Consider the following 22,404-nt stretch of genomic DNA (forward strand, 5'->3'; position numbering starts at 1 on the left):
TGACCGGGCATTTTTTTGAAGTGCGGACGGAGCCAATCGCCCCTGATGGGGAAATGGTATTCCCCACAGACAGAGAGCCTCGACCACGCATGTCTCATGACCCAACTGTCCTAGACGCAACCGCTCGCATCCTTGAACAGGCCGCACCGGATGCGGACCAGACTGGCCAGTTTCCCTGGACGGGTATCCGTGCCGTTCACGAAAACGGCCTCCTCGAAAGCACAGTTGCGACACGTTATGGCGGCCAGGGAGCGACGCTTGCCGATACCGCCCACATTCTCGCGGCACTTGGCCGGGGCGATCCTTCCGTGGCGCTGATCAGCGCCATGACGATCTTTACCCATCTCGCCCAGGCCGCGAAAAACCACTGGCCCGAAGATCTCTACCGGCGGCTTCTGACGGACGCCAAACAACGGCCGTTGCTGCTCAATGCCGCGCGTGTCGAGCCGGAGCTGGGGTCGCCGGCGCGCGGTGGCCTGCCCGCGACGCTCGCCCGCCGGACAAACAATGGCTGGTCTATCACGGGCCGAAAACGCTTCGTGACGGGCGCATATGGTCTCACGCATTTCCTTGTCTGGGCGCATACTGACGAAACGCCGGCGCGGGTGGGAACATTCGTGGTGCCGAACGGGTTGCCGGGCATCAAGGTCATCGAGAACTGGCAGAGCCTCGGCATGCGCGCTACGGGATCGCACGATGTCGAATATGCCAATGTCGAAATCCCGGCGGAAAACGTCATCGACCTCGTCGATCCATCGGTCGCCCAGCAGGACAACCGGGCGCATGCGGCACTCACGCTGGCTTTGACAGCGCTTTACCTCGGCGTGGCAGAAGCCGCTCAGGCCAAGTTCATCCGCTTCGCGCATGAGCGTGTGCCGGCCAATCTCGGCCATCCAATCGCCCGCACGGAACGTTTCATAACGCTTTCAGGCGAAATCGATCTTCTGGTCTCCGGCGCCCGCCAGATCATTTTCGGCACGCTCGAAAACAACAATGGCGATGCGGAAGGATTCATCAGGGCAAGGCTGCTTGCCGGCCGGCAGCTGCGTGATGCCGTCGAGATCGCAGTGCGCGGCATCGGCAATCCAGGTCTTGGTAGCGAACTGGGCCTCGAACGACATTTCCGCGACATCCAGACGGTGCTCGTCCATGCGCCGCAGGAGGATACGTCGATTGCGATTTTGGGCCGCTCCGCCTTTGGCCGCTGGAGCCGCGAGGAGACTGCGGCCGCCCAACCTTCGGCAGGACTGCAAATCCTGAAATCCGCCTGACTATCGTCCCAGCGCCAGGGCACCACTAACCGTGGGCAAGCTTTCGCGCCGGGCCGAAAACCACAAAGCTCAGAGCGGCGAGCAACCAGACACTGATGCCAGCATAAAGCATGACCAGACCGAAACCGTCTGCGAGTGCCTGATGGACGAGTGCATCCGAAACACGCTCCACCGACGATCCCGCGGTTCCCGCCGCGATCTTCTCCGCGAGCGAACGCAGGGCGGGCAAATCCGCGCCGGACGGCAGGTTGGCCCTAAGCGACGACCAGACGCCCTCAACCAGAATGAAGCCCATGATCGGGATGTTGATGGCAAGCGAGATCATTCGCGCGCTCATGTCGATGCCGGAGGCCATGCCGGAACGGGCAGCGGGAACGGCACCGGTTGTCGTATTGGTGACCGGCGTGTTGGTGAGGCCAAGCCCGACACCGGACAGGATGCAGCCGGGCAGCATGGTGAGCCAGCTCGCATCTGCGACACTGCTGCCAAGTTTCATCAGCATGAAACCGAGACCGATGGTGAACAGCCCGGCCGGGACGACAAGACGGGGTTGATAACGCAGCGACAGACGCTCGGCCAACGGCGGTACGACCAGCGCTGGCAGCGTATAGGCAAGCAGACCGAGACCGGCGGTGACGCTGTCATAACCAAGGCCCGCCTGAAACCAGATCGGCAGGTAGATCATGAACGGCCAGAAGCTGATGTTCATCGCCGCCGAGCCGATAATCGCGCCGGAAAATGGCCGGATGCGAAATACGGAGAAATCGAACATCGGCCTTGGAGTGAGCTTTTCGACGATCACGAAGGCGATAAAACTCGCGACTGATAGACCAAGGATCAGAAGTGCCTTTGAACTGGCAAAGCCGAGTTCCGGTCCTTGGGTGATGAAAAACGCAAGGCAGAACACGGCAACCGAGAGTGTGGCGATACCGGCAAGATCAAGACGGGTCGCATCCGGATCACGCGATTCTTCCACACCGCTTGCGGCAAGGAACAGTGTCACGATGCCGAGCGCCACGTGAACGAGGAATACCCACTCCCAGCTCCACAGCGCAACGATGGCTCCGCCGATGATCGGCCCGAAACCCAGCCCGACGCCGGAGACAATACCCCACCAGCCGAAAGCCATTCCACGCTCGCGGGCCGTGCGGAACTGATGTGACAGAATGGCGATCTGGCATACCAGCATCGCTCCACCGCTTAGTCCCTGAAGGAAGCGGGCGCCGATCAGCACCGCCACGCTTTCAGTCATGCCGCAGGCGAGGGAGGAAATGGCGAAAGCGACGATGGTCGCGATGAAGACGCGTTTGCGACCGAAGCGGTCGGCCAACGCGCCGGTTGCCATCAGCACCATCGTCACGCCGATCGTATAGGCGTTCATGATCCACTGCAGCTGCCGGAAATCCGCGTGCAGCACCTGCTCGAGCGTCGGCAGGATCGCCGGCACGCTGGAGATTTCCAGCCCGAACATCAGAGCGGAGAGACAGACGGCAGCGAGCGCAATGGCACTTCTACTCCGGGTTGGCGCGGTAACGGCAAGGGTCATTCTTCAGCCTTTCGTGGTTCGGACCGAAGCATCAGAAGACATGCCCGCTTCGATCCGTGTTTTGCAGAGTCCAAGGCAAATTAGTGAAAGCTTGACCATAACTGAATTGGATGCTTGGATATTTCAGAGACAACAAATTTGGATTATTAAAAGTGACCACTCTGGATGTGGATGCCGTTCAGGCTTTCGTCACCATCGCCGATCTGCAGAGCTTCACCCGCGCTGCCGAAACGCTCGGAACCACGCAGGGTGCCATCAGCGTCAAGCTCAAGCGACTGGAAGACCGGCTCGGCCAGCGGCTTCTTGAACGGACGCCGCGTTCGGTGCGGCTTTCCGCGCAAGGCGCCGTGTTTCTCACACCAGCGCGCGAATTCCTTGCCGCGCACGATCGCGCCATGGCAGGGCTTTTTTCCACGCGCCGACGCTTTGGCCTTGGCATCGCCGCCCATGTTGCCGGGCCGGAAGTGCCAACGCTGCTGGCGCGGCTCAACGCGCACGATCCGGGACTGACGATAGAAGTGCGGATGGACAATTCCCGCACGTTGCTGGATGCCTTCGACCGCGGCGAGATCGATGCTGCAATCATCCGGCGCGAGGATGACAGGCGTGATGGCGAAGTGCTCGGGCCAGAGCATTTCGGCTGGTTCGCAGCCCCGCAATTCGAGCATCGTCAGGGCGAGCCGCTGCGACTGGCGGCGCTTTCGCCCGCCTGCGGTGTACGTGACATCGCCGCCCGTGCTCTTGATTCCGCCGCCATCGCGTGGACGGAAGTCTTTCTTGGCGGCACCTCATCGATGGTGACCGCGGCCGTTTCGGCAGGTCTCGCCATTTCGGCATTCTCCTGCCGCCTGGCGCCACCCGGTACAATCGAGGTCAGCCAGCGTTTCAGCCTCCCGCCGCTGCCTTCCACCGAGATCGTGATGTTCTCGACCCTTACCGACAGCAGATCCCGTGAGGCGCTGCGCACACTGGCCGCCGCTTTCCGGGAGCATCGGCCGTGACTGTGAGCGACACCCAGTGGGTGCACAGGTCCTTGACTGGTCGCGCGCCCAGGTCGCACTGAAGCGCCCAAGCCGGATTACACGGGCGCTGGAAGCCATCATCCGCGATATCATCGAGACCCGCGACGGCCCGACATATTTCGCCGAACGAGTATGGGGCATTTCCCTCCGCTATGAGCTAGCGGCAACCATCCGCTGGTGGGCTGCAGCGTTCCGGACTTCGCACTGGCGGACGGGAGGAGGACCGGCGAACTTCTGAGAGAGGGCAAAGGTCTGCTTTTGAATTTTAGCGCGGACGCATCGCTTGAAGCGCTGGCAGGCCGCTGGAACGGCCGGATCTCCCATGTCGCCGGCAATGCCATCGATCAATTGGGCTTGAGCACAGTCCTTGTGCGCCCCGATGGTATCGTCGCCTGTGCCACGGAGTCTGCTCCGGACAAGGAGAAATTCGCAAGGGCAGCAGCCCGTTGGTTCGGAGAGATTTAACGGGTATGTGAAGTGGCCGATCCGGTTGCCAAGCCAATTCTTCGGCAGATATGCCAGCCCCCGGCAATCTCGAGATTGTTTCATTGCCTTCCTGCGTCAACCGTACCGATGTATCGTCCTTCCTATCAATGCAATGGAGTCATCATGTCCCTTCCCCAGAAAATCGGCTTTATCGGAACCGGCGCTATCACCGATGCGATGGTGCGGGGGCTCCTCAGCACGCCTGCCGCCGTGCCGCATGTCATGGTGTCCCAACGCAGCGCGGATATCTCGGCCAGGCTTGCCGCCGATTTCCCGCAGGTGATCGTCTCCAGCGACAATCAGGCGATTGTCGACGGCTGCGATACCGTCGTTCTGGCCATCCGCCCGCAGATCGCCGAGGACGTCATCCGGCCGCTGCGGTTTCGCGAGGGGCAGAAAGTCATAAGCGTCGTTGCCGCAACCGGTCGACATGCACTGCTTGACTGGATCGGCGCGGATGTGCGCCTGACCCAGGCGATCCCGCTGCCTTTTGTCGCCCGCCGCAAAGGCGTCACGGCCGTTTACCCCTCCGATGCGGATACCACCGCGATCTTCAACGTGCTCGGCAATGCGGTGGAATGTGAAACAAAGGCGGAATACGACCTTCTCGCCGCCGCAAGCGCCCTGATGGCAACCTATTTCGGCATTCTGCAACAGACGACGGAGTGGTTGGCCGAAAACGGCCTGCCGGAAGAAAAGGGCCGCGCCTATCTCGCACCCCTCTTCGCCGGCCTCTCCGAAGTGGCGCTGCTTGCCGGCAAGGACACGGACTTTACCGATCTCAGCCGCGAATTCGCCACCAAGGGTGGCCTGAACGAGCAGGTTCTTCAGGACTTTGACGGCAATGGCGGTTCGAGCGCATTGAAGCGGGCATTGAGCCGCGTGCTGGAACGGATTACGCAGTAGACAGTGCGCGCCGACAATCGATCCGAACTGAAAGAACGATGCCATGACCTTTACTATCCATATGATCGATGTATTCGGCTCCGGCCCGCTTTCTGGCAATCCGCTGGCGGTCGTCACGGGTGCAGACACCTTGACCACGGATGACATGCAGCGATTGACGCGGTGGTTCAATCTGTCCGAAACCACGTTTCTGCTGCCGCCCACCCACCCCCAGGCTGATTACCGTGTCCGGATATTCTCACTGGACCGGGAGATGCCGTTTGCCGGACACCCTACGCTCGGCACTTGCCATGCCTGGCTCTCCGAAAACGGCCTGCCCAAAAGCGAAACGGGCATCGTTCAGGAGTGTGGTGCCGGTCTGGTCACGATCCGTCACGCGCATGGTCGACTTTCCTTTGCCGCTCCGCCCCTTATCCGTTCAGGCGCGCCGACACCCGCAGAGCTGGAAGAGGCCCGGCAGCTGCTGGCAATAGAGACACGCGACATCGTTGATGCCGCATGGATCGACAATGGCCCCGGCTGGTTGGGGATCAGGCTGGCATCGGCTGAGAAGGTGCTTGCCCTTGAGCCGGTCCGCAGCTGGCCCGGCCGCATTGACGTTGGCGTCGTTGGTCCGCACGCAAATGGCGGCGAAGCCGCCTTCGAGGTTCGCGCCTTCTTCAGCGATCATCTGGGCGCCATCGCCGAGGATCCTGTCACCGGAAGCCTCAACGCCTCGCTGGCGCAATGGCTGTTTGCGACAGGCGTGGTCGCGGAAGACTATGTCGCCGCCCAGGGCACACGTCTTGGCCGTCAAGGCCGCATTTACCTGACCCGCGATGATACCGGCCAGATATGGGTCGGCGGCGAGACGCGCACGCAAGTCGAAGGCCGGCTGCACGGCCTTTGAAAAGACAGATAATGACGAGGTGACTTGATGAATAGCAGTGTTTACCGCCCGATTTCGCAACGCGTATTGGCGGATGATTGGGGACGGCTGACCAAATATGAGTATGAACTTCAGCTAAGGGACGGAAGCTGGCAACGGCAGACCCGGGAGGCTTATGATCGCGGCAACGGAGCGACATGCCTGTTGTACAACCCCGCAAACGACCATGTTTTGCTCACCCGCCAGTTCCGTTTGCCGGTTCTCTTGAACGGCGGCCTCGAGTCGCTGATCGAGACACCAGCGGGGCTGCTGGAAGGCGCTGAACCGGCAGCGCGCATGCGTGCGGAACTGATGGAGGAGACCGGTTATGAGGTTTCCGAACTCACCCATCTGTTCGATATCTATATGAGCCCCGGATCGGTCACCGAATACCTCGCCTTTTTCTACGGCGAATATGCCGAGAACCATAAAGTGGGCACAGGCGGCGGCTCCGCGGACGAGGGAGAAGACATAGACGTGCTGGAAATCGCTCTGCCAGACGCTATGCAGATGATCGGCCGCGGCGATATTCGCGACGCCAAGACCATCGTTCTGCTCCAGCACCTCACCATCCGGCTTTTGCAGGAAAAGCACGGAACACGCTGATCTCGACCGCAATATCTACCAATGCGGAAGCGATGCTGATTACGGCCAGACTACAGGGTTGAACAGGGCGAATTTGCCTGACGTAGACTGGCCGAAACCCATCACTTGCGTTGGAGGGGCGACAAAGCTCGAAGACTTACGATTTTGGCTTCACCTGCCATCCTCAAAACGGAATGCGGGAAAGCCCTTGATGTCGGACGGAATGATCCAAACGCCACCGGAAAGAGGTACCTCGCTCAGCCTGTCTTGCGTCATGTTATGGCGGTGCGATGTCACGAAAAGCGAGCCGAAATCCGGCCCGCCAAAGCAGGGCATCGTTGGATGCGGAACAGGCATCCTTATTGTCCCGATCTGTTGACTGCCGTCTTCCGAGAAAATGTTCAAAACGCCGGCAGAGACACCCGCGCTCCAATATCGGCCGCTTATGTCAAGACATCCACCATCGGGCCTTCCGGTCTCTTCCTGCATTTGTGCGACGAGCACGCCTTCATCAAATACACCGTTGGTTTTGTCGAAATTCCGCCTGCGTATCCATTTCTGCACGGAATCGCTTTGCCACATGACGGAACCGTCCTGCGAAAAAGCGAGGCCGTTGGGACATGTCAGTCCGGTCTGGATACGTTCGGCCCCGTTATTCGTAATACGCCAGAGCTCTCCATGGGGCTGCATCTGCGAGAGCGGGACATTGTGCATGGTACCAACCCAGAAAGCTCCATCCGGACCGACACGTCCGTCATTCAGCCGGCAGGCGATGCCTTCAGGTGCGGGAATGGAATGAAGTGTGCGCCGCGCGCCGCTTTCCGGATTGAGGATGAGTATATCCATCCCGCAAGCGGCAATCAGATCACCGCTCTGACAGAGCCCAAGACTGGAGACGGTTTCCGGGAACGTCCATTCACGATACTGGACGCCGCCCAGCCCAGCTGAACGTAGCTTCTTGCCAAGAATGTCGCACCAGAACAGGACCTGACGTCTTTCGTCCCACACCGGGCTTTCCGCAAGAATGCTGATTTGGTCGCACAGGAGTCCTGCCTGATCGATCGCAGGCGCGTTGTCGAAATTTGCTGTTGTCATTTTCTGTCTGAACCGTTGAATTGCGCAGCGTGGCGTTATTCGAAATATTCCTGATGTGCTTCGAAGATCTGCGACAGAATGCCGAGGACGCGGCGGAGATGCTGGCGCAGATAATCCACCGCGCTCTCCTCCTCACGCGCCTTTATTGCATTGTAGACGGCCTCATGCTCCGTCAGCAGTCTGGCCATGTGTGCTTCGTCGGTAATCGCCAGCGCTCGCAAGCGGTCTAGCCCAGCCTTTTCCCGGATCAACAGGGTCTCCAGCCTTTCGAGGCCGGTTGCGGCGGCAAGGGCGCTGTGGAACTGGTCGTCATGGATACGGAAGGCCTTTTTGTCGCCAAGCTCCATCGCCACACGCTGGCCTTCCAGCGCATGCAGGATTTCCTGGTCCGCTTCGGCCGGAATGCCGGTCTGGCAGAGCCTGCGGGCAGCGGCAACCTCCAGCGCCTCACGAATGAACTGCGCGCTGCGGATATTTTTGTCCGACAGTCTGGAGACATAGGTCCCGCGGCTCGGCAGGGTGACGATCAAACCGTCATCTCGCAGCCGGCTCAACGCCTCGCGCACCGGGGTGCGGCTGGAGTTGAAGGACTGGCCAATCTCGTTTTCCGACACGGCCTGGCCCGGAAACAGCTCCCGCGAAAGGATGGCAGATTTCAGCGCCGAATAGATCTGGTCCACAACCGGTCGGTTGAAATCCAGTCGTTCCATCATCGGCACCGTGCCGCCTGTCATCGGGATCTTTGGCATACGCTCTCCAAATGTCTTTCTCTATAACCGGTATACCGGAACACTGGTGTGTTGACAACCGGCATACCGGTATGCAATTGAATGGCCATGGGAAGGAGGCTCCCGAATGCAAAATATCAAGACCTGCGTCATCGTTGGTGCCGGAATGGTAGCCAAGACGCATGTGCTTGCCTGTGCGGCAAGCCCTGAAAAAATCCGCCTGAAAGCGATTGTCGACGGTGGCTCCGGCCGCGCGAAAGCGCTGGCTGCCGAAGCGGCAAAACACACCGGTCACCACGTTGCCGTATACGCGTCATTCGAGGAAGCCGCGCGTGACCGGGATGTCGATTTCGCCATCATCGCAACGCCGCCCAATGCCCGCGCCGATATCGTCGGTCCGCTTGCAAGAGCCGGCAAACACATTCTTCTCGAAAAGCCTGTCGCCCGCAACACGCGGGAAGCGGCCGATCTGGTAGCGCTCTGCCGCGATGCGGGTGTAACGCTCGGTATCATTTTCCAGCACCGCATGCGCGCCGCATCGCAAAAGGCACGCGAACTGGTCGCATCCGGCACGCTCGGCGAACTAGGCCTTTGCGAGATTTCGGTGCCGTGGTGGCGTACCCAGGCCTATTATGATGAGCCGGGACGCGGCACGCTTGCGCGTGACGGCGGCGGCGTTCTGATATCGCAGGCAATCCACACGATCGATCTGGCCCTGAGCCTTGCAGGCCCCGTGGCCCGCGTGCAGGCCATGGCGGCAACGACGCGTTTTCACAAGATGGAAACCGAGGATTACGTATCGGCCGGCCTTCGTTTCAAAAACGGCGCCGTCGGCTCGCTCGTCGCGAGCACCGCAAGCTTTCCCGGTGCGCCTGAATCCATTCTTCTCCATTTCGACAAGGCAAGCCTGCGGCTCGCATCCGGCCTGCTGCATGTCGACTGGCGCGACGGCCGCCAGGAAACCTTCGGTGGTGCCGCTTCCGGCACCGGCGGCGGCGCCGATCCTATGGCTTTCACGCATGAATGGCATCAGGGCGTTTTCGACGATTTCGTCGACGCCATTTCTTCAGGGCGCCCGCCGGTCGTCACCGGTGAAGCAGCTCTTTTGTCTCACAGACTGATCGACGCGATCATCAACTCAGCCGAAACCGGCAAGGAAGTGGAACTGCAGGATGAGTAAACCAATCAAGTTCGTGGCTCTCGGCATAGAGCACAGGCACATTTTCGGCATGGCGCAGAACATGCTGGATGCCGGTGCGCAATTTGCGGGCTGGTGGACGCAAGGCGAGCCGGACGTGGTCGAAGGTTTCGTAAAGCGCTTCCCGGACGTGCCGCGTGCTGCCTCCAAGGAGGATTTGCTGGCTGACCAAACCATCGATCTCGTCATCATTGCCGACATTCCGTCCAAGCGTGCCGATCTTGCCATCGCTGCCATGGAAGCGGGCAAGGACGTCATGTCCGACAAGCCGGGCTGCACCACGTTCGACCAGCTTGAGCGCCTGCGCCAGACCGTTGCCAAGACCAAAAGAATCTGGACCGTCGATTTTTCCGAGCGCTTCGAAGTCCCGAGCGTCACGAAAGCCGCCGAGCTGGTTGCACAGGGTGCCATCGGCCGCGTCATCCAGACGGTTGGCCTTGGTCCGCACCGCCTGAACCGACAAATTCGCCCGACATGGTTCTTCGAACGCGAGGCCTATGGCGGCATTCTCACCGATATTGCCAGCCACCAGATCGACCAGTTCATGTTCTTTACCGGCTCCACCGAGGTTGAGATCGTATCTGCCACCGTTGCCAATTACGCCAATCCGGGCGATCCGGGCCTGCAGGATTTCGGCGAAGTCGTGCTGCGCGGCGACAAGGGCCATGGGTATATCCGCGTCGACTGGTACACACCCGATGCACTGCCGACATGGGGTGATGGCCGCCTGACGATCCTCGGTACCGAAGGTTACATCGAACTGCGCAAATACGTCGATGTCGGCAACACCGAGGGCACAGACCGTCTGATCCTCGTCAATGGCGACCGTTGCGAATATATCGACGCATCCGGTGCCGGCCTGCCCTACTTCGCCCGTGTATGCGACGATATCCGCAACCGCACGGAAACTGCCATGACGCAGGAACACGTCTTCAAGGTTTGTGACCTCTCGCTTCAGGCGCAGGCCAAGGCTGAAGGAACCGCAGCATGATCGGCGTCGCCATTATCGGCGCCGGTATCGGCGCACAGCATCTCACCGGTTATCTGGCGCTGCCGGAACGTTTCACCGTCAAGGCGATCTGCGATCTTGATGTGGAGCGGGCACGGGCGGTGGCTGGCGAAAATTCTTCCATCCGCATCACGGCGGATCTCGAAGAAGTCCTCGCCGATGAAAGCATTTCGCTCATAGACGTCTGCCTGCCGCCGCATCTGCATTTCCCCGTAATGCTGAAGGCCCACGCGGCCGGCAAGGACGTGGTCTGCGAAAAGCCGCTGGTGCGTTCGCTGGAGGAAGCAAATGCGCTGATGGACTCTGTCAAGAAGACCGGACGGCGCGTCTTTCCGGTTTTCCAGTATCGTTTTGGTCCCGCCCTACGGCAGCTGCGCGCCCTCATCGACGCCGGACTTGCTGGCAAAGCCTATGTGGCAAGCTCGGAAGTTCACTGGAACCGTGGCGCGAGCTACTACGACATTCCCTGGCGCGGCACCTGGAAGGGTGAATGCGGCGGCGCGATCCTCGGTCACGCCATCCATGCCCACGACCTTCTGTGCCATGTCCTAGGTCCGGTGGAACAGGTCTTCGCCATGGCCGACACCCGGGTGAACAGGATCGAGACGGAAGACTGCGCCGCCATCAGCTTCCGCATGAAGAGCGGCGCGCTCGCCACCAGCTCGGTCACGCTTGGTGCAGCCGACGACACGTCCCGTCTGCGGTTCTGCTTCGAAGGCTTCACGGCCGAAAGCGGAACGCTGCCCTATCGTCCGGCGGAAGATAAATGGCACTTTACGGCGCGGGCGCCGACCACGCAGGACCAGATCGACGCCGTCCTCGCAACGGTTAAAGATGGCGAAAACGGCTTCACCGGTTTTGTCGAGGCGATTGCCAATGCGATGGAGGGTCGCGCGGGCAAGGAAGTGACGATTACGGACGGCTTGCAGTCCATCGAACTCGTAACCGCGATCTACACATCGGTACAGGAAGGCACGGCCGTTCGCCTGCCGCTGACCGCTGACAATGAGCGGCTCAAGGGTTGGGCTCCGCGCGCGTCCGCCACGGCATAATCATCTAAAGGGAGGAAACCAGATGAGCAGAAAATACAGCCTGGCGTTTGCCTTGGCCCTGGGGACGGCATCTTTTGCCGGTGCCGCTGAGGCACAGGAAGTTCGCTTCACCTGCGCCTATGACGGCAACGGCTGCGAGGTCCTGAAGGACATCCTGTCGCGTTACGAAAAACAGCATCCTGACGTCAAGATCGTTACGGATATCGTGCCCTACAAGGCGCTTCTCGAAGGCCTGCCGGTGCAGCTCGCCGGCGGCAGCGGCCCGGATTTCGCAACCGTCACCGATCTTGGCGGCCTCAATCGCTATTATCTCGACCTGACGCCCTACGTGGATGCGAAGTACTGGCAGGACAATTTCGGCGATGTGCTGAAATGGTATCGTAGCGGCCCCGACGACAAGGGCATCTATGGTATGCAGACGCAGCTTACCATTACCGGCGCCTTCATCAACCGCACCTTGTTCGATCAGGCGAAAGTCGCCGTTCCCGGCAAGGATGCGACTTTTGACGACTGGGCGAAGGCCGCAAATGAAGTGGCCAAGGCCACCGGCTCGCCATACCCCATGGCGATCGACCGCTCCGGTCACCGTATCGCAGGTCCGGCTATTTCCTACGGTGCGAAACTTTTCGACGCCGACGGCAAGCCGATCCTGGTCGACGAAGGCTTCACCACTTTCGTGAAGAAATTCGTCGAGTGGAACAAGGACGGCACCATGGCGCGTGACGTCTGGGCCGGTCAGGGTGGCAACACCTACCGCGATGCGGCGCAGGAATTCATCAACGGTCAGCTCGTCTATTATTATTCCGGCAGCTGGCAGACAGCGCGCTTCGACAGTCAGGTCGGCGATGCTTTCGACTGGGAAGTCGTGTCGCAGCCATGCGGACCGGCCGCATGCACCGGCATGCCAGGCGGAACGGGTATCGTGGGCTTCAAGCAGACCAAGAACCCCAAGATCGTCGCGGATATTCTGAACTTCCTCGCGCAGGACGAAAATTACCTCGATTTCACCGTCCGTACCCGCAACGTCCCGGCTCACAAGGCCGTCGGCGCAAAGCCTATCGACTACACCGGCGCAACCCCGGCGACCCAGAAGGCCATGAACGCGTGGCTGGATCAGGTCCCTGGTATCAGCCCCATCGCCTACGCCTATCAGGGCTACAAGAACAACCGTGCGATGTTCAACATTTCCGTCCAGCGCGTCACGCAGGCGATTGTTGGCGAAAGCACGGTCGACGACGCCATGACACGTGCGAAGGCCGATCTTGAGGAAGCGTTGAAACAGGCGAAGTGATCCATCGCCTTCCGGCGCGGCCTTGCCGCGCCGCGCCGGATCGAAGGAGGACCATCAATGTACAGACTTCTTGCGCCCGTCATGGGCATCATAGAGCTGCCTTTCGCCCTCTTGCAGAAAATGCTCGGGCATCGGCGCATCGCATGGGTGTTTCTGACACCCAACCTCCTGTTGTTTGCGGTCTTCGCGTTTTTGCCGATCGTTCTCAACATGGCTTATTCAGTGACAGGCAGCGAGCATATCCTGCTGTCGGAACGCCCCTCCGTGGGCGGCGAAAACTTCTCGGTCCTTCTCTCGTGCCAGAACTATTTCGATCCCAATTCCTGTCAGCGCGATCTTTTCTGGCGCTCCGTCTGGAACACGCTTTTCTTCGTGGTGCTGCAGGTCGGGTTCATGGTGGGCTTCTCTCTGATTACGGCGGTCGTGCTCAACCGTGACATCAGGGCACGCGGTTTCTTCCGCGCCGTCTTCTTCTTTCCCGTGCTGCTTTCACCGGTGGTCGTGGCGCTGATATGGAAGTGGATATTGCAGCGTTTCGGCGTCCTGAACGCTGCGCTCGATTCCCTCGGTATCGGTTCGGTGGACTGGCTGCTGGAGGCCAACCTTGCCTTTGGATGGTCGGTATTCCTGTCCGTCTGGGCGCATATGGGCTTCTACACGCTCATCCTGCTTGCCGGTCTTCAGGCCATTCCGCGTGACGTCTATGAGGCGGCACAGCTGGACAAGGCAAGCCCGTGGCGGATTTTCCGCCGGATCACAATGCCGCTTCTCGCCCCGACCATGCTCGTGGTTCTCGTATTGTCCCTCATCAAGGGCGTACAGACCTTCGATGAAGTCTTCGCATTTACCGGCGGTGGGCCGGGTTCGGCAACGACCTTCATCATTCAATTCATCTATCAGACTGGTTTTGCCGGAACACCCCGCAACTTCGGACTGGCCGCGGCCGCTTCGCTGCTGCTTGCCGTGGTTCTCGTGGTGCTGACTGCCCTGCAATTCCGGGCCAACAGGAGCAAAGTCGATGGCTAGGATTGGCGCATTTCTAACCCGCACACGCGGCAGAAACGGCAAATTGCACTGGACCGACTGGCTGTCCTACGCCTATCTCGGCGTTGCCGTTCTGATGATGTTCGGACCCGTTCTCTGGCTCGTTCTCTCCTCCTTCAAGACGGAAGCCGACCTCCAGCGGTTTCCGCCGCGCCTGCTTCCCTATGCGCAGGAAACCGTGGTCATTGACGGTCAGGCCGCACCTTTGCCGGCCTTTGTCGACAAGGAAGGCCGCAAGCTCGGCATGATCAGGCGCGTCGGGCTCGTCGCCCAGGTGGTGGATCCGGCAAAGCCCGGCGAAGTCATGAAGATGCCGTTCAACGAGCTGCGCCCGGCCGAGAAGGTGGCACTGGCGACGGAGAACTACACCGAGCTTTTCCAGCGCTTCAACTTTCCGCTTTATTTCTGGAACTCGACCTTCATAACGGTGACGTCGACCGTCATCATGCTGATCGTGAACTCGATGGCGGCCTTTGCACTGTCGAAATACAGCTTCAAGGGCAGAGGCGTGGTTCTGGCACTCGTCGTCGGAACGTTGATGATCCCGCAGACCGTCGTGCTCGTTCCTCTTTTTCTCATCACCAGCCAGCTCGGCATGATCAACAGCCTGTGGGGTGTGATCATTCCAGGAGCGGCCACACCGACAGGCGTATTTCTGCTGCGCCAGTACATGCTGACCATCCCGGATGAAATCCTAGATGCGGCACGCATGGACAAGGCCAGCGAATGGAAAATCTACTGGCGCATCATCCTGCCACTGTCTGCACCGGCGCTAGCGGTGCTGGCCATCCTCGCCATCATGTGGCGTTGGAACGACTTCCTGTGGCCGCTTATCGTGCTGACGCGCAACGACAATTTCACCCTGCAACTGGCGCTCAACTCCTTCCAGGGAGAAATGACGACAGAGTGGAGCAACCTGCTGGCCATGACGGTGCTGACATTGGCGCCAATCGCGCTGGTCTTCATGTTCCTGCAAAAATATATCGCCACCGGCATCGCATCGACCGGCGGAAAATGATCCTCAAGGGAGGGAATGACACAATGGCAAGTATAGAGCTTCGTCAGGTCAAAAAAACATATGGCGCCCTCGACGTCATCAAGGGTATCGATCTCGATATCAAGCACGGCGAGTTCTGTGTTTTCGTCGGCCCGTCCGGTTGCGGAAAATCGACGCTGCTGCGCATGATCTCCGGTCTTGAAGAGCTGAGCGGCGGCGATATCGTCATCGGCGGCGACGTGGTGAACGCGGTTCCGGCTGCCGATCGCGGGCTTGCCATGGTGTTCCAGTCCTATGCGCTCTACCCGCATATGACGGTCCGGGAAAACCTGTCCTTCGGCCTGGAAAATATCGGCACGCCGAAAAAAGACATCGTCGAGAAGGTCTCACAGGTGTCCAAGATGCTGCAGATCGACCAGCTGCTTGAGCGGCGGCCGAAGGATCTGTCGGGCGGCCAGCGACAGCGCGTCGCGATCGGTCGCGCTGTCGTGCGCGAACCGCGGGTTTTCCTGTTTGACGAGCCGCTGTCGAACCTCGATGCGGAACTCCGCGTGGATATGCGCGGCGAGATTTCCAGCCTGCATCGGCGTCTTGGCAATACCATGATCTATGTGACCCACGATCAGGTCGAGGCCATGACGATGGCCGACAAGATTGCCGTGCTGCGCGCCGGAAAGCTCGAGCAGTTCGGCGTTCCCCTCGATCTTTATAATCGCCCCGCAAACCTTTTCGTAGCAGGCTTCATCGGTTCGCCGAAGATGAACTTCTTCGCCGGCGAAGTAGTAGCAGAAGGTCAGCCGTCCCTTAAAATCGCGACCGGCGAATTGATCCCGTTGCCGCAGAGCGGCTTTTCCTACGCACCCGGCCAGAAGGTCACGCTCGGCATTCGCCCCAACCATGTGCAGCCCACACCGGATGGTGCGGTGACCATGTCCGTGCGCACGGCAGAGCAGCTCGGCGGGGAATCCTATCTCTATGGCAACCTCGGTGACGGCAGCCACGTCACCCTGCATCTTGCGGGGCAGACATCGACATCGGCTGGCGAAGTCATCCGCATGTCGGCGCCGCTCCAACATATCCACCTCTTCGATACGAAAAGCGGGCAGACGCTGAAGCAGGACTAAGCCTTCGTCGCCACGCCCCCGTAAAGCAGGACCTTTGACATGACCGACAAAAAACTCCGTTCCTCCCGCTGGTTCGCGCCTGACGATCTGCGCAGTTTCGGCCACCGCTCACGCATGATGCAGCTTGGCTATTCGGAGGAGGATTTTGCCGGCAAACCCGTCATCGGCATTCTCAACACCTGGTCGGAGCTGAATACCTGTCACTCGCATTTTCCCGAACGTGTGAAGGATGTGAAGCGCGGCGTCCTACAGGCAGGTGGCTTCCCGGTCGAGATGCCCTCGCTTTCGGTCGATGAGAGTTTCACCAAGCCGACCTCCATGCTCTATCGCAACATGCTCGCCATGGAGACGGAGGAAATGATCCGTTCGCATCCGCTGGATGGCGTGGTGCTGATGGGTGGTTGCGACAAGACCACCCCCGGCCTCGTCATGGGAGCGATCTCGGCCGGCGTGCCGATGATCTATCTTCCAGCCGGGCCGATGCTGCGCGGCAACTATGCCGGCAAGGTGCTGGGCTCCGGCTCCGATGCCTGGAAATACTGGGACGAGCGCCGGGCCGGTAACGTGACCGATGAAGAATGGCGCGGCGTGCAGGGCGGCATTGCCCGCTCCGCCGGCGTCTGCATGACCATGGGTACGGCATCGACCATGACGGCAATCACCGATGCGCTCGGTCTCACTTTGCCCGGCGCTTCCTCCATCCCGGCGGTGGACGCCGAACACCAGCGCATGTCGGCAGGCTGTGGCCGTCGCATTGTGGAAATGGTGGCCGAGGAGCTGACCCCGGATCGTATTCTTACTGCGGCCGCGTTTCGGAATGCGGCCATCGTTGCCATGGCGACCGGTTGTTCCACCAATGCCGTCGTGCATCTGATTGCCATGGCGCGCCGCGCCGGTGTACCGATGACGCTGGACGAGCTGGACGAACTCGGCCGCGTGACGCCGCTTATCGCCAATGTCCGCCCCTCCGGCAAAGATTACCTGATGGAGGATTTTTATTATGCGGGCGGTCTGCGAGCCCTGATGAAGCAGATCGAAAGCCGTCTGGACTGTTCCGTGCTCACCGTTACCGGCCGCAGCATGGGCGAAAACCTCGAAGGCGCGCGGGTCTATAATGACGACGTCATCCGCTCGCTGGATAACCCTGTTTACGCTGAAGGATCGCTTGCCGTTCTACGCGGCAATCTCTGCCCGGATGGTGCTGTGATCAAGCCCGCCGCCTGCGATCCGAAACTCCATTTCCATGAAGGTCCGGCGCTGGTCTTCGATAGCTACCCCGAGATGAAGGCGGCAATCGACGATGAAAATCTGGATGTGACGCCCGATCACGTTCTGGTTCTGCGTAATGCGGGCCCGCTTGGCGGCCCAGGCTTTCCCGAATGGGGCATGTTGCCCATCCCCAAGGCGCTGATCAAGAAGGGTCACCGCGATATGGTGCGCATCTCCGATGCCCGCATGTCCGGCACCTCCTATGGCGCCTGCGTTCTTCATGTCGCGCCGGAAAGCTTCGTCGGCGGGCCGCTTGCCCTGCTGAAGACCGGCGATATCGTGCGGCTCGATCTGCCCCAGCGCCGTCTCGACATGCTGGTCAGCGAAGAGGAGATCGCCCAGCGTCGGGCCGCATGGCAGGCGCCGCCGCCGCGTTACGAGCGTGGTTATGGCTACATCTTCTCGAAACACGTTACCCAGGCGGATGCCGGATGCGATTTCGATTTCCTGCAGACGGATTTCGGCCGCACCGCTGGCGAACCCGACATATTCTGAGACGGGAGCGCGCAAAATGATGAAACGTTTGCTGATTACGGGCGCCGGCGGCAAGCTGGGCAGCATGTTGCGCGGCAGGCTCGGCCACCTCGCGGAGATCATCCGCCTTTCGGATGTGGTTGATATGGGTGCGGCGGCAGCGAATGAAGAGATCATCCGCTGCTCTCTGGAGGACGGTGGCGCCGTCCATGCGCTGGTGAAGGATTGCGACGGCATCGTCCATCTCGGCGGCATCTCCGTCGAAAAGGCTTACGATCCCATCGAGGCCGCCAATCTGCGCGGTGTCTATAATCTTTACGAGGCAGCAAGGCTTGCTGGCATGCCACGCATCCTGTTTGCCTCCAGCAACCACACCATCGGATATTATCCGCAGGGTGAGCAGCTATCGCCGCAGACGCCGTTTTTGCCGGATGGCCTTTACGGCGTCTCGAAGATTTTCGGCGAGGCAATGGCGAGCCTCTACCATTCCAAATTCGGACAGGAAACGGCCATCGTCCGCATTGGCTCCTGCGAAGAGAAGCCCACCAACTGGCGCATGTTATCCACCTGGCTCAGCCATGACGATCTGGTCTCCCTGGTAGAGGCCGTATTTCACGCGCCAAAACTCGGTTGCCTGGTCATCTGGGGCGTCTCTGCCAATGACGACAGCTGGTGGGATAATTCCCACGTCGATTTTCTCGGCTGGCAGCGGCGGGATAATGCCGCACGCTTCCGGGCCGATATCGAACGGGATGTCCCTCGCCCTGATCCGGATGCCGCAATCGCGAAATACCAGGGCGGCGTTTTCATAGACGAACCGATCCACAAAAACTGATGTGCAGACACTCACGCTATTCGAGGAGAATAAGATGAATACAGAAACCAGGGAAAAATTGATGACGGTTTCCGTCGCCACCCTCGCAACCGCACTCTACAAGCGCGGCCTGCGCAACCAGGTCATTCAGGGCGTCCACCCGCTTGGCCACAAGGGCGCGAACATGGTCGGGCCTGCATTCACGCTGCGTTACATGCCCGCCCGCGAAGACCGCAACCAGCTGGTGGAATTCCGCAACCCAGCACATCCCCAGCGCGTCGCCATTGAGACCTGCCCGCCCGGCCACGTACTGGTCATGGACAGCCGCAAAGACCCGAGCGCCGCATCTGCTGGTGATATTCTTATCACCCGCCTGATGGTGCGCGGTGCTGCCGGCGTCGTTACGGATGGCGGTTTCCGCGATGCTGCGACGATTGCGGAGCTGGATATTCCAGCCTACCACACCCGACCATCCAGCCCTACAAACCTCACGAAACACGAAGCAATTGAAATCAACGGCCCGATTGGCTGCGGCGATGCCCCGATTTTCCCCGGGGATATCATTGTCGGCGATGCGGATTGCGTCATCGTCATCCCCGCCGGAATTGCCGACGAAATCGCGACAGAAGCGGTGGAAATGACCGCTTACGAGGATTTCGTGGTCGAACAGGTGAAGGGCGGCGCAACCATCATCGGTCTTTATCCCTGCACGAAGGACGAACACCAGAAGGCTTTCGCCGTATGGCGCGAACAGAGAGACCGTTCGGGCGCGTGAGCCGAACAGAACGCTTGCCGGTTTCGTCCGCAATGCCTTGAAGCAAGCCTGCATGGGTGGCGTCCCACTCATGCAGGCGGACTCGCATGTACAATAATACCAAGTCGCCGAAGCGACTGGGCCGACGATTTTCCCGCACTAAAAACCGGCCCGAAATGGGTTTCTGTCGATATTCGTAAAATGATTCCCTGGAGTTTGTGGTGTTTGGTAACACCCGCAAAAACACATTGACTATGCCTATATTTCCATTAATCTGGATATATGGAACAAGAACAGGCTATTCTCGCTTTGGCGGCGCTTGCGCAGCCAACCCGTCTCGAAACTTTTCGGCTGCTTGTGCGGCACGCACCGGAAGGCTTGCCGGCGGGTGACATCGCGCGCGCGCTGGTGGTGCCGCAAAACACCATGTCCGCGCATCTGAATGTTCTGTCACGCGCGGGCCTCGTATCATCGCAACGCCAGAGCAGAATCATCATGTATCGCGCGCAGATAGAACAGCTTCGCGACATGACGCTGTTTCTCCTGAAGGATTGTTGTGGTGGATCGGCAGAGCTTTGCGCTCCGCTGATCGCCGAGTTGACGCCCTGCTGCACTCCACACGCGGGAAAGTCCGCCTGATGTCCACATTTGAACGTTACCTAACCGTCTGGGTGTTTCTGTGCATCATCGTCGGTGTCGCCCTCGGCCATTTGCTGCCCGGCGTCTTCCAGCTCATTGGCGCGGCCGAGATTGCCAAGGTGAATATCCCGGTCGCAATCCTGATCTGGCTGATGATCATTCCGATGCTGCTGAAGATCGATTTCCGCTCTCTCACGCAGGTCGGCACCTACTGGCGGGGTATCGGCGTCACGCTGTTCATCAACTGGGCCGTCAAGCCGTTCTCGATGGCGTTGCTGGGCTGGCTCTTCATCGGCTGGCTGTTCCGCCCCTATCTTCCCGCTGACCAGATCGACTCCTATATTGCGGGACTGATCATTCTTGCCGCAGCGCCCTGCACTGCCATGGTCTTTGTGTGGTCTAACCTGACACGCGGCGAACCACTATTCACGCTCTCGCAGGTCGCACTCAACGATGCGATCATGGTCATCGCCTTTGCTCCCATTGTCGGCCTTTTGCTTGGCCTGTCCGCAATCACCGTTCCGTGGGAAACGCTCGTCCTCTCCGTTACCCTCTATATCGTCGTGCCCGTCTTCCTCGCGCAGTTCATCCGGCACCGGCTCATGGCGGACGGAACGTCACGGATGCTCGATCGCATTCTCGCAAGGCTGCAGCCGATTTCGCTGGTAGCGCTGCTTGCAACACTGGTTCTTCTCTTCGCCTTCCAAGGCGAGCAGATTATCGCCCAACCAGCCGTCATCGGCTTGCTTGCAATCCCCATCCTTATCCAGGTCTATCTGAACTCCGGGCTCGCCTATCTTCTGAACCGGATGAGCGGCGAACGGCACTGCATTGCCGGTCCGTCGGCACTGATCGGTGCAAGCAATTTCTTCGAACTCGCGGTTGCGGCCGCTATCAGCCTGTTCGGTTTTCAATCAGGCGCAGCACTGGCAACCGTTGTCGGTGTCCTCATCGAGGTTCCGGTCATGCTCTCGGTCGTCTGGATCGTGAACCGCTCGAAGGATTGGTACGAGGCGGCCCCAGCCGTTTCCCGAAACACAATTACCGAAAGGCAATGAGCATGGACGTCACCATCTATCACAACCCGGATTGCGGCACTTCGCGCAACACCCTCGCACTCATTGAGCACGCCGGTATTCAACCCACTGTGATCGAGTATCTGAAAACCCCGCCGAGCCGCGAGCAACTCGTCAAGATGATCGCCGACGCCGGGCTGACCGTCCGCGAGGCGATCCGCGAGAAGGGCACGCCCTATACGGTGCTTGGGCTTGGATATCCTGAACTGACCGATGACCAGTTGATCGATGCCATGCTCGAGACACCAATCCTGATCAACCGGCCATTCGTCATCACCCCAATGGGTACGCGGTTGTCGCGCCCCTCGGAAGTGGTTCTGGATATACTTCCGGCAGACGCATTCAAGGGGCCGTTTACCAAAGAAGACGGCGAACAGCTCCTCGATGATGAAGGAAAGCGCATTGCCTGACACATTCCCCGCACTTGAGGGCCAGCACCTGCACGCGATTGATCTCGATGCTATGCGTCCGGCCTTTTCGACACATAAGCCCCGCATTCTGATCCTCTACGGTTCGCTACGCGAGGTATCCTACAGTCGTTTGCTTGCCTTCGAAGCAGGGCGGCTGCTCGAACGGCTTGGATGCGAAGTTCGGATATTCGATCCGAAGGGCCTGCCTTTGCCCGACGAAGCACCGGTGAGCCACCCGAAGGTGCAGGAATTGCGTGAGCTCTCGCAATGGTCGGAAGGGCAGGTTTGGGTAAGCCCCGAGCGCCACGGCGCGATGACCGGCATCATGAAGTCGCAGATCGACTGGATTCCTCTCTCGCTCGGATCTGTTCGCCCGACACAGGGCAAGACGCTCGCCGTCATGGAGGTTTCCGGCGGCAGCCAGTCCTTCAATGCCGTGAACCAGATGCGTATCCTCGGGCGATGGATGCGGATGATCACCATCCCCAACCAGTCGTCGGTCGCAAGGGCGTATCAGGAGTTCGATGCTAACGGACGGATGAAGCCGTCTCCCTATTACGACCGGGTGGTGGATGTCTGCGAGGAGCTGGTGAAGTTCACCATCATGACCCGCGATGCCTCGGCCTATTTGACCGACCGCTACAGCGAGCGGAAGGAAGAAGCAGTCGAGTTGGAGAAGCGGGTCTCCCTGAAGTCGATCTGACGAC

Annotated in this window: 22 protein-coding genes and 1 pseudogene; 20 read left to right on the forward strand and 3 right to left on the reverse strand. The window is 59.9% G+C overall.

From position 1 onward, the window contains the following. The first annotated feature begins 89 nt into the window (after nt 1-89). Nucleotides 90-1,271: an acyl-CoA dehydrogenase family protein gene (locus tag ACQZ45_RS25890; protein WP_080849890.1), complete on the forward strand. Its 1,182-nt coding sequence runs from the start codon at nt 90-92 to the stop codon at nt 1,269-1,271. A gap of 25 nt (nt 1,272-1,296) precedes the next feature. Here the strand turns inward: ACQZ45_RS25890 and ACQZ45_RS25895 are convergent, their stop codons facing one another. Then, nucleotides 1,297-2,817 carry an MFS transporter gene (locus ACQZ45_RS25895; protein ID WP_019566594.1) on the reverse strand — a complete coding sequence of 507 codons (1,521 nt, stop codon included), beginning with the start codon at nt 2,815-2,817 and terminating at the stop codon, nt 1,297-1,299. Between the two features lie 152 nt (nt 2,818-2,969). Here ACQZ45_RS25895 and ACQZ45_RS25900 point away from each other — a divergent pair, with 152 nt between their 5' ends. The 5 genes and pseudogenes from ACQZ45_RS25900 (at nt 2,970) to ACQZ45_RS25920 (ending at nt 6,744) form a co-directional block, all read left to right on the forward strand. After that, nucleotides 2,970-3,818, forward strand: a complete 849-nt coding sequence (locus tag ACQZ45_RS25900) for a LysR family transcriptional regulator (RefSeq protein ID WP_025595263.1) — start codon at nt 2,970-2,972, stop codon at nt 3,816-3,818. Nucleotide 3,819: 1 nt separating this feature from the next. Next, a pseudogene (locus ACQZ45_RS25905) lies at nt 3,820-4,304 on the forward strand (aromatic-ring hydroxylase C-terminal domain-containing protein); the annotation flags it as partial. Between the two features lie 144 nt (nt 4,305-4,448). Further along, on the forward strand, nt 4,449-5,231 hold the full coding sequence (locus tag ACQZ45_RS25910) for a pyrroline-5-carboxylate reductase (RefSeq protein ID WP_080849891.1): 783 nt from the start codon (nt 4,449-4,451) through the stop codon (nt 5,229-5,231). 43 nt (nt 5,232-5,274) lie between these two features. Further along, a complete protein-coding gene (locus ACQZ45_RS25915) occupies nt 5,275-6,120 on the forward strand; it encodes a PhzF family phenazine biosynthesis protein (protein ID WP_080849892.1) in 846 nt (281 codons plus the stop codon). A 27-nt stretch (nt 6,121-6,147) separates the two neighbouring features. Next, a complete protein-coding gene (locus tag ACQZ45_RS25920; protein WP_080849893.1) occupies nt 6,148-6,744 on the forward strand; it encodes an NUDIX domain-containing protein in 597 nt (198 codons plus the stop codon). A 150-nt stretch (nt 6,745-6,894) separates the two neighbouring features. On the opposite strand, the gene ACQZ45_RS25925 is transcribed toward ACQZ45_RS25920, so the two are convergent. Then, complete coding sequence (locus ACQZ45_RS25925) at nt 6,895-7,818, reverse strand: SMP-30/gluconolactonase/LRE family protein (RefSeq protein WP_162685962.1); 924 nt, start codon at nt 7,816-7,818, stop codon at nt 6,895-6,897. A gap of 35 nt (nt 7,819-7,853) precedes the next feature. Continuing rightward, entirely contained in the window at nt 7,854-8,567 is a 714-nt protein-coding gene (locus tag ACQZ45_RS25930) for a GntR family transcriptional regulator (RefSeq protein ID WP_003518055.1), read from the reverse strand. 106 nt (nt 8,568-8,673) lie between these two features. Between ACQZ45_RS25930 and ACQZ45_RS25935 the strand changes: the two genes are divergently transcribed. From ACQZ45_RS25935 to arsH, 14 genes are all read left to right on the forward strand, one after another. Next, entirely contained in the window at nt 8,674-9,726 is a 1,053-nt protein-coding gene (locus tag ACQZ45_RS25935; RefSeq protein WP_060642178.1) for a Gfo/Idh/MocA family protein, read from the forward strand. Then, nucleotides 9,719-10,735, forward strand: coding sequence for a Gfo/Idh/MocA family protein (locus ACQZ45_RS25940; RefSeq protein ID WP_019566602.1), 1,017 nt, complete (start codon nt 9,719-9,721; stop codon nt 10,733-10,735). The genes ACQZ45_RS25935 and ACQZ45_RS25940 overlap by 8 nt, the downstream gene beginning before the upstream one ends. Next, nucleotides 10,732-11,805: a Gfo/Idh/MocA family protein gene (locus ACQZ45_RS25945; protein WP_060642177.1), complete on the forward strand. Its 1,074-nt coding sequence runs from the start codon at nt 10,732-10,734 to the stop codon at nt 11,803-11,805. Before ACQZ45_RS25940 ends, ACQZ45_RS25945 begins: the two co-directional genes overlap by 4 nt. A 22-nt stretch (nt 11,806-11,827) precedes the next feature. Continuing rightward, on the forward strand, nt 11,828-13,096 hold the full coding sequence (locus tag ACQZ45_RS25950) for an ABC transporter substrate-binding protein (RefSeq protein WP_060642176.1): 1,269 nt from the start codon (nt 11,828-11,830) through the stop codon (nt 13,094-13,096). 57 nt (nt 13,097-13,153) lie between these two features. Next, nucleotides 13,154-14,122, forward strand: coding sequence for a carbohydrate ABC transporter permease (locus tag ACQZ45_RS25955; protein WP_003518048.1), 969 nt, complete (start codon nt 13,154-13,156; stop codon nt 14,120-14,122). Continuing rightward, nucleotides 14,115-15,158: a carbohydrate ABC transporter permease gene (locus tag ACQZ45_RS25960; protein WP_003518047.1), complete on the forward strand. Its 1,044-nt coding sequence runs from the start codon at nt 14,115-14,117 to the stop codon at nt 15,156-15,158. Before ACQZ45_RS25955 ends, ACQZ45_RS25960 begins: the two co-directional genes overlap by 8 nt. 23 nt (nt 15,159-15,181) lie before the next feature. Continuing rightward, entirely contained in the window at nt 15,182-16,261 is a 1,080-nt protein-coding gene (locus ACQZ45_RS25965) for an ABC transporter ATP-binding protein (protein ID WP_060642175.1), read from the forward strand. A gap of 39 nt (nt 16,262-16,300) precedes the next feature. Next, nucleotides 16,301-18,025, forward strand: coding sequence for an L-arabinonate dehydratase (araD, locus tag ACQZ45_RS25970; protein WP_019566605.1), 1,725 nt, complete (start codon nt 16,301-16,303; stop codon nt 18,023-18,025). Between the two features lie 16 nt (nt 18,026-18,041). Beyond that, entirely contained in the window at nt 18,042-18,839 is a 798-nt protein-coding gene (locus ACQZ45_RS25975; RefSeq protein ID WP_025595272.1) for an NAD-dependent epimerase/dehydratase family protein, read from the forward strand. Nucleotides 18,840-18,873: 34 nt separating this feature from the next. Further along, nucleotides 18,874-19,593, forward strand: coding sequence for a ribonuclease activity regulator RraA (locus tag ACQZ45_RS25980; protein ID WP_003518042.1), 720 nt, complete (start codon nt 18,874-18,876; stop codon nt 19,591-19,593). Between the two features lie 261 nt (nt 19,594-19,854). Then, nucleotides 19,855-20,211 carry an ArsR/SmtB family transcription factor gene (locus tag ACQZ45_RS25985; RefSeq protein ID WP_003518041.1) on the forward strand — a complete coding sequence of 119 codons (357 nt, stop codon included), beginning with the start codon at nt 19,855-19,857 and terminating at the stop codon, nt 20,209-20,211. Continuing rightward, nucleotides 20,211-21,269: an ACR3 family arsenite efflux transporter gene (arsB, locus tag ACQZ45_RS25990; protein ID WP_448742612.1), complete on the forward strand. Its 1,059-nt coding sequence runs from the start codon at nt 20,211-20,213 to the stop codon at nt 21,267-21,269. Before ACQZ45_RS25985 ends, arsB begins: the two co-directional genes overlap by 1 nt. A 2-nt stretch (nt 21,270-21,271) precedes the next feature. After that, nucleotides 21,272-21,697: an arsenate reductase (glutaredoxin) gene (arsC, locus tag ACQZ45_RS25995; RefSeq protein WP_081308787.1), complete on the forward strand. Its 426-nt coding sequence runs from the start codon at nt 21,272-21,274 to the stop codon at nt 21,695-21,697. Next, nucleotides 21,672-22,400 (forward strand): arsenical resistance protein ArsH, encoded by a 729-nt coding sequence (arsH, locus tag ACQZ45_RS26000; protein ID WP_060642172.1) that lies wholly within the window; start codon nt 21,672-21,674, stop codon nt 22,398-22,400. The genes arsC and arsH overlap by 26 nt, the downstream gene beginning before the upstream one ends. Nucleotides 22,401-22,404 lie beyond the last annotated feature (4 nt).

The sequence above is a fragment of the Agrobacterium sp. 16-2014-1-2a genome (assembly GCF_053522705.1).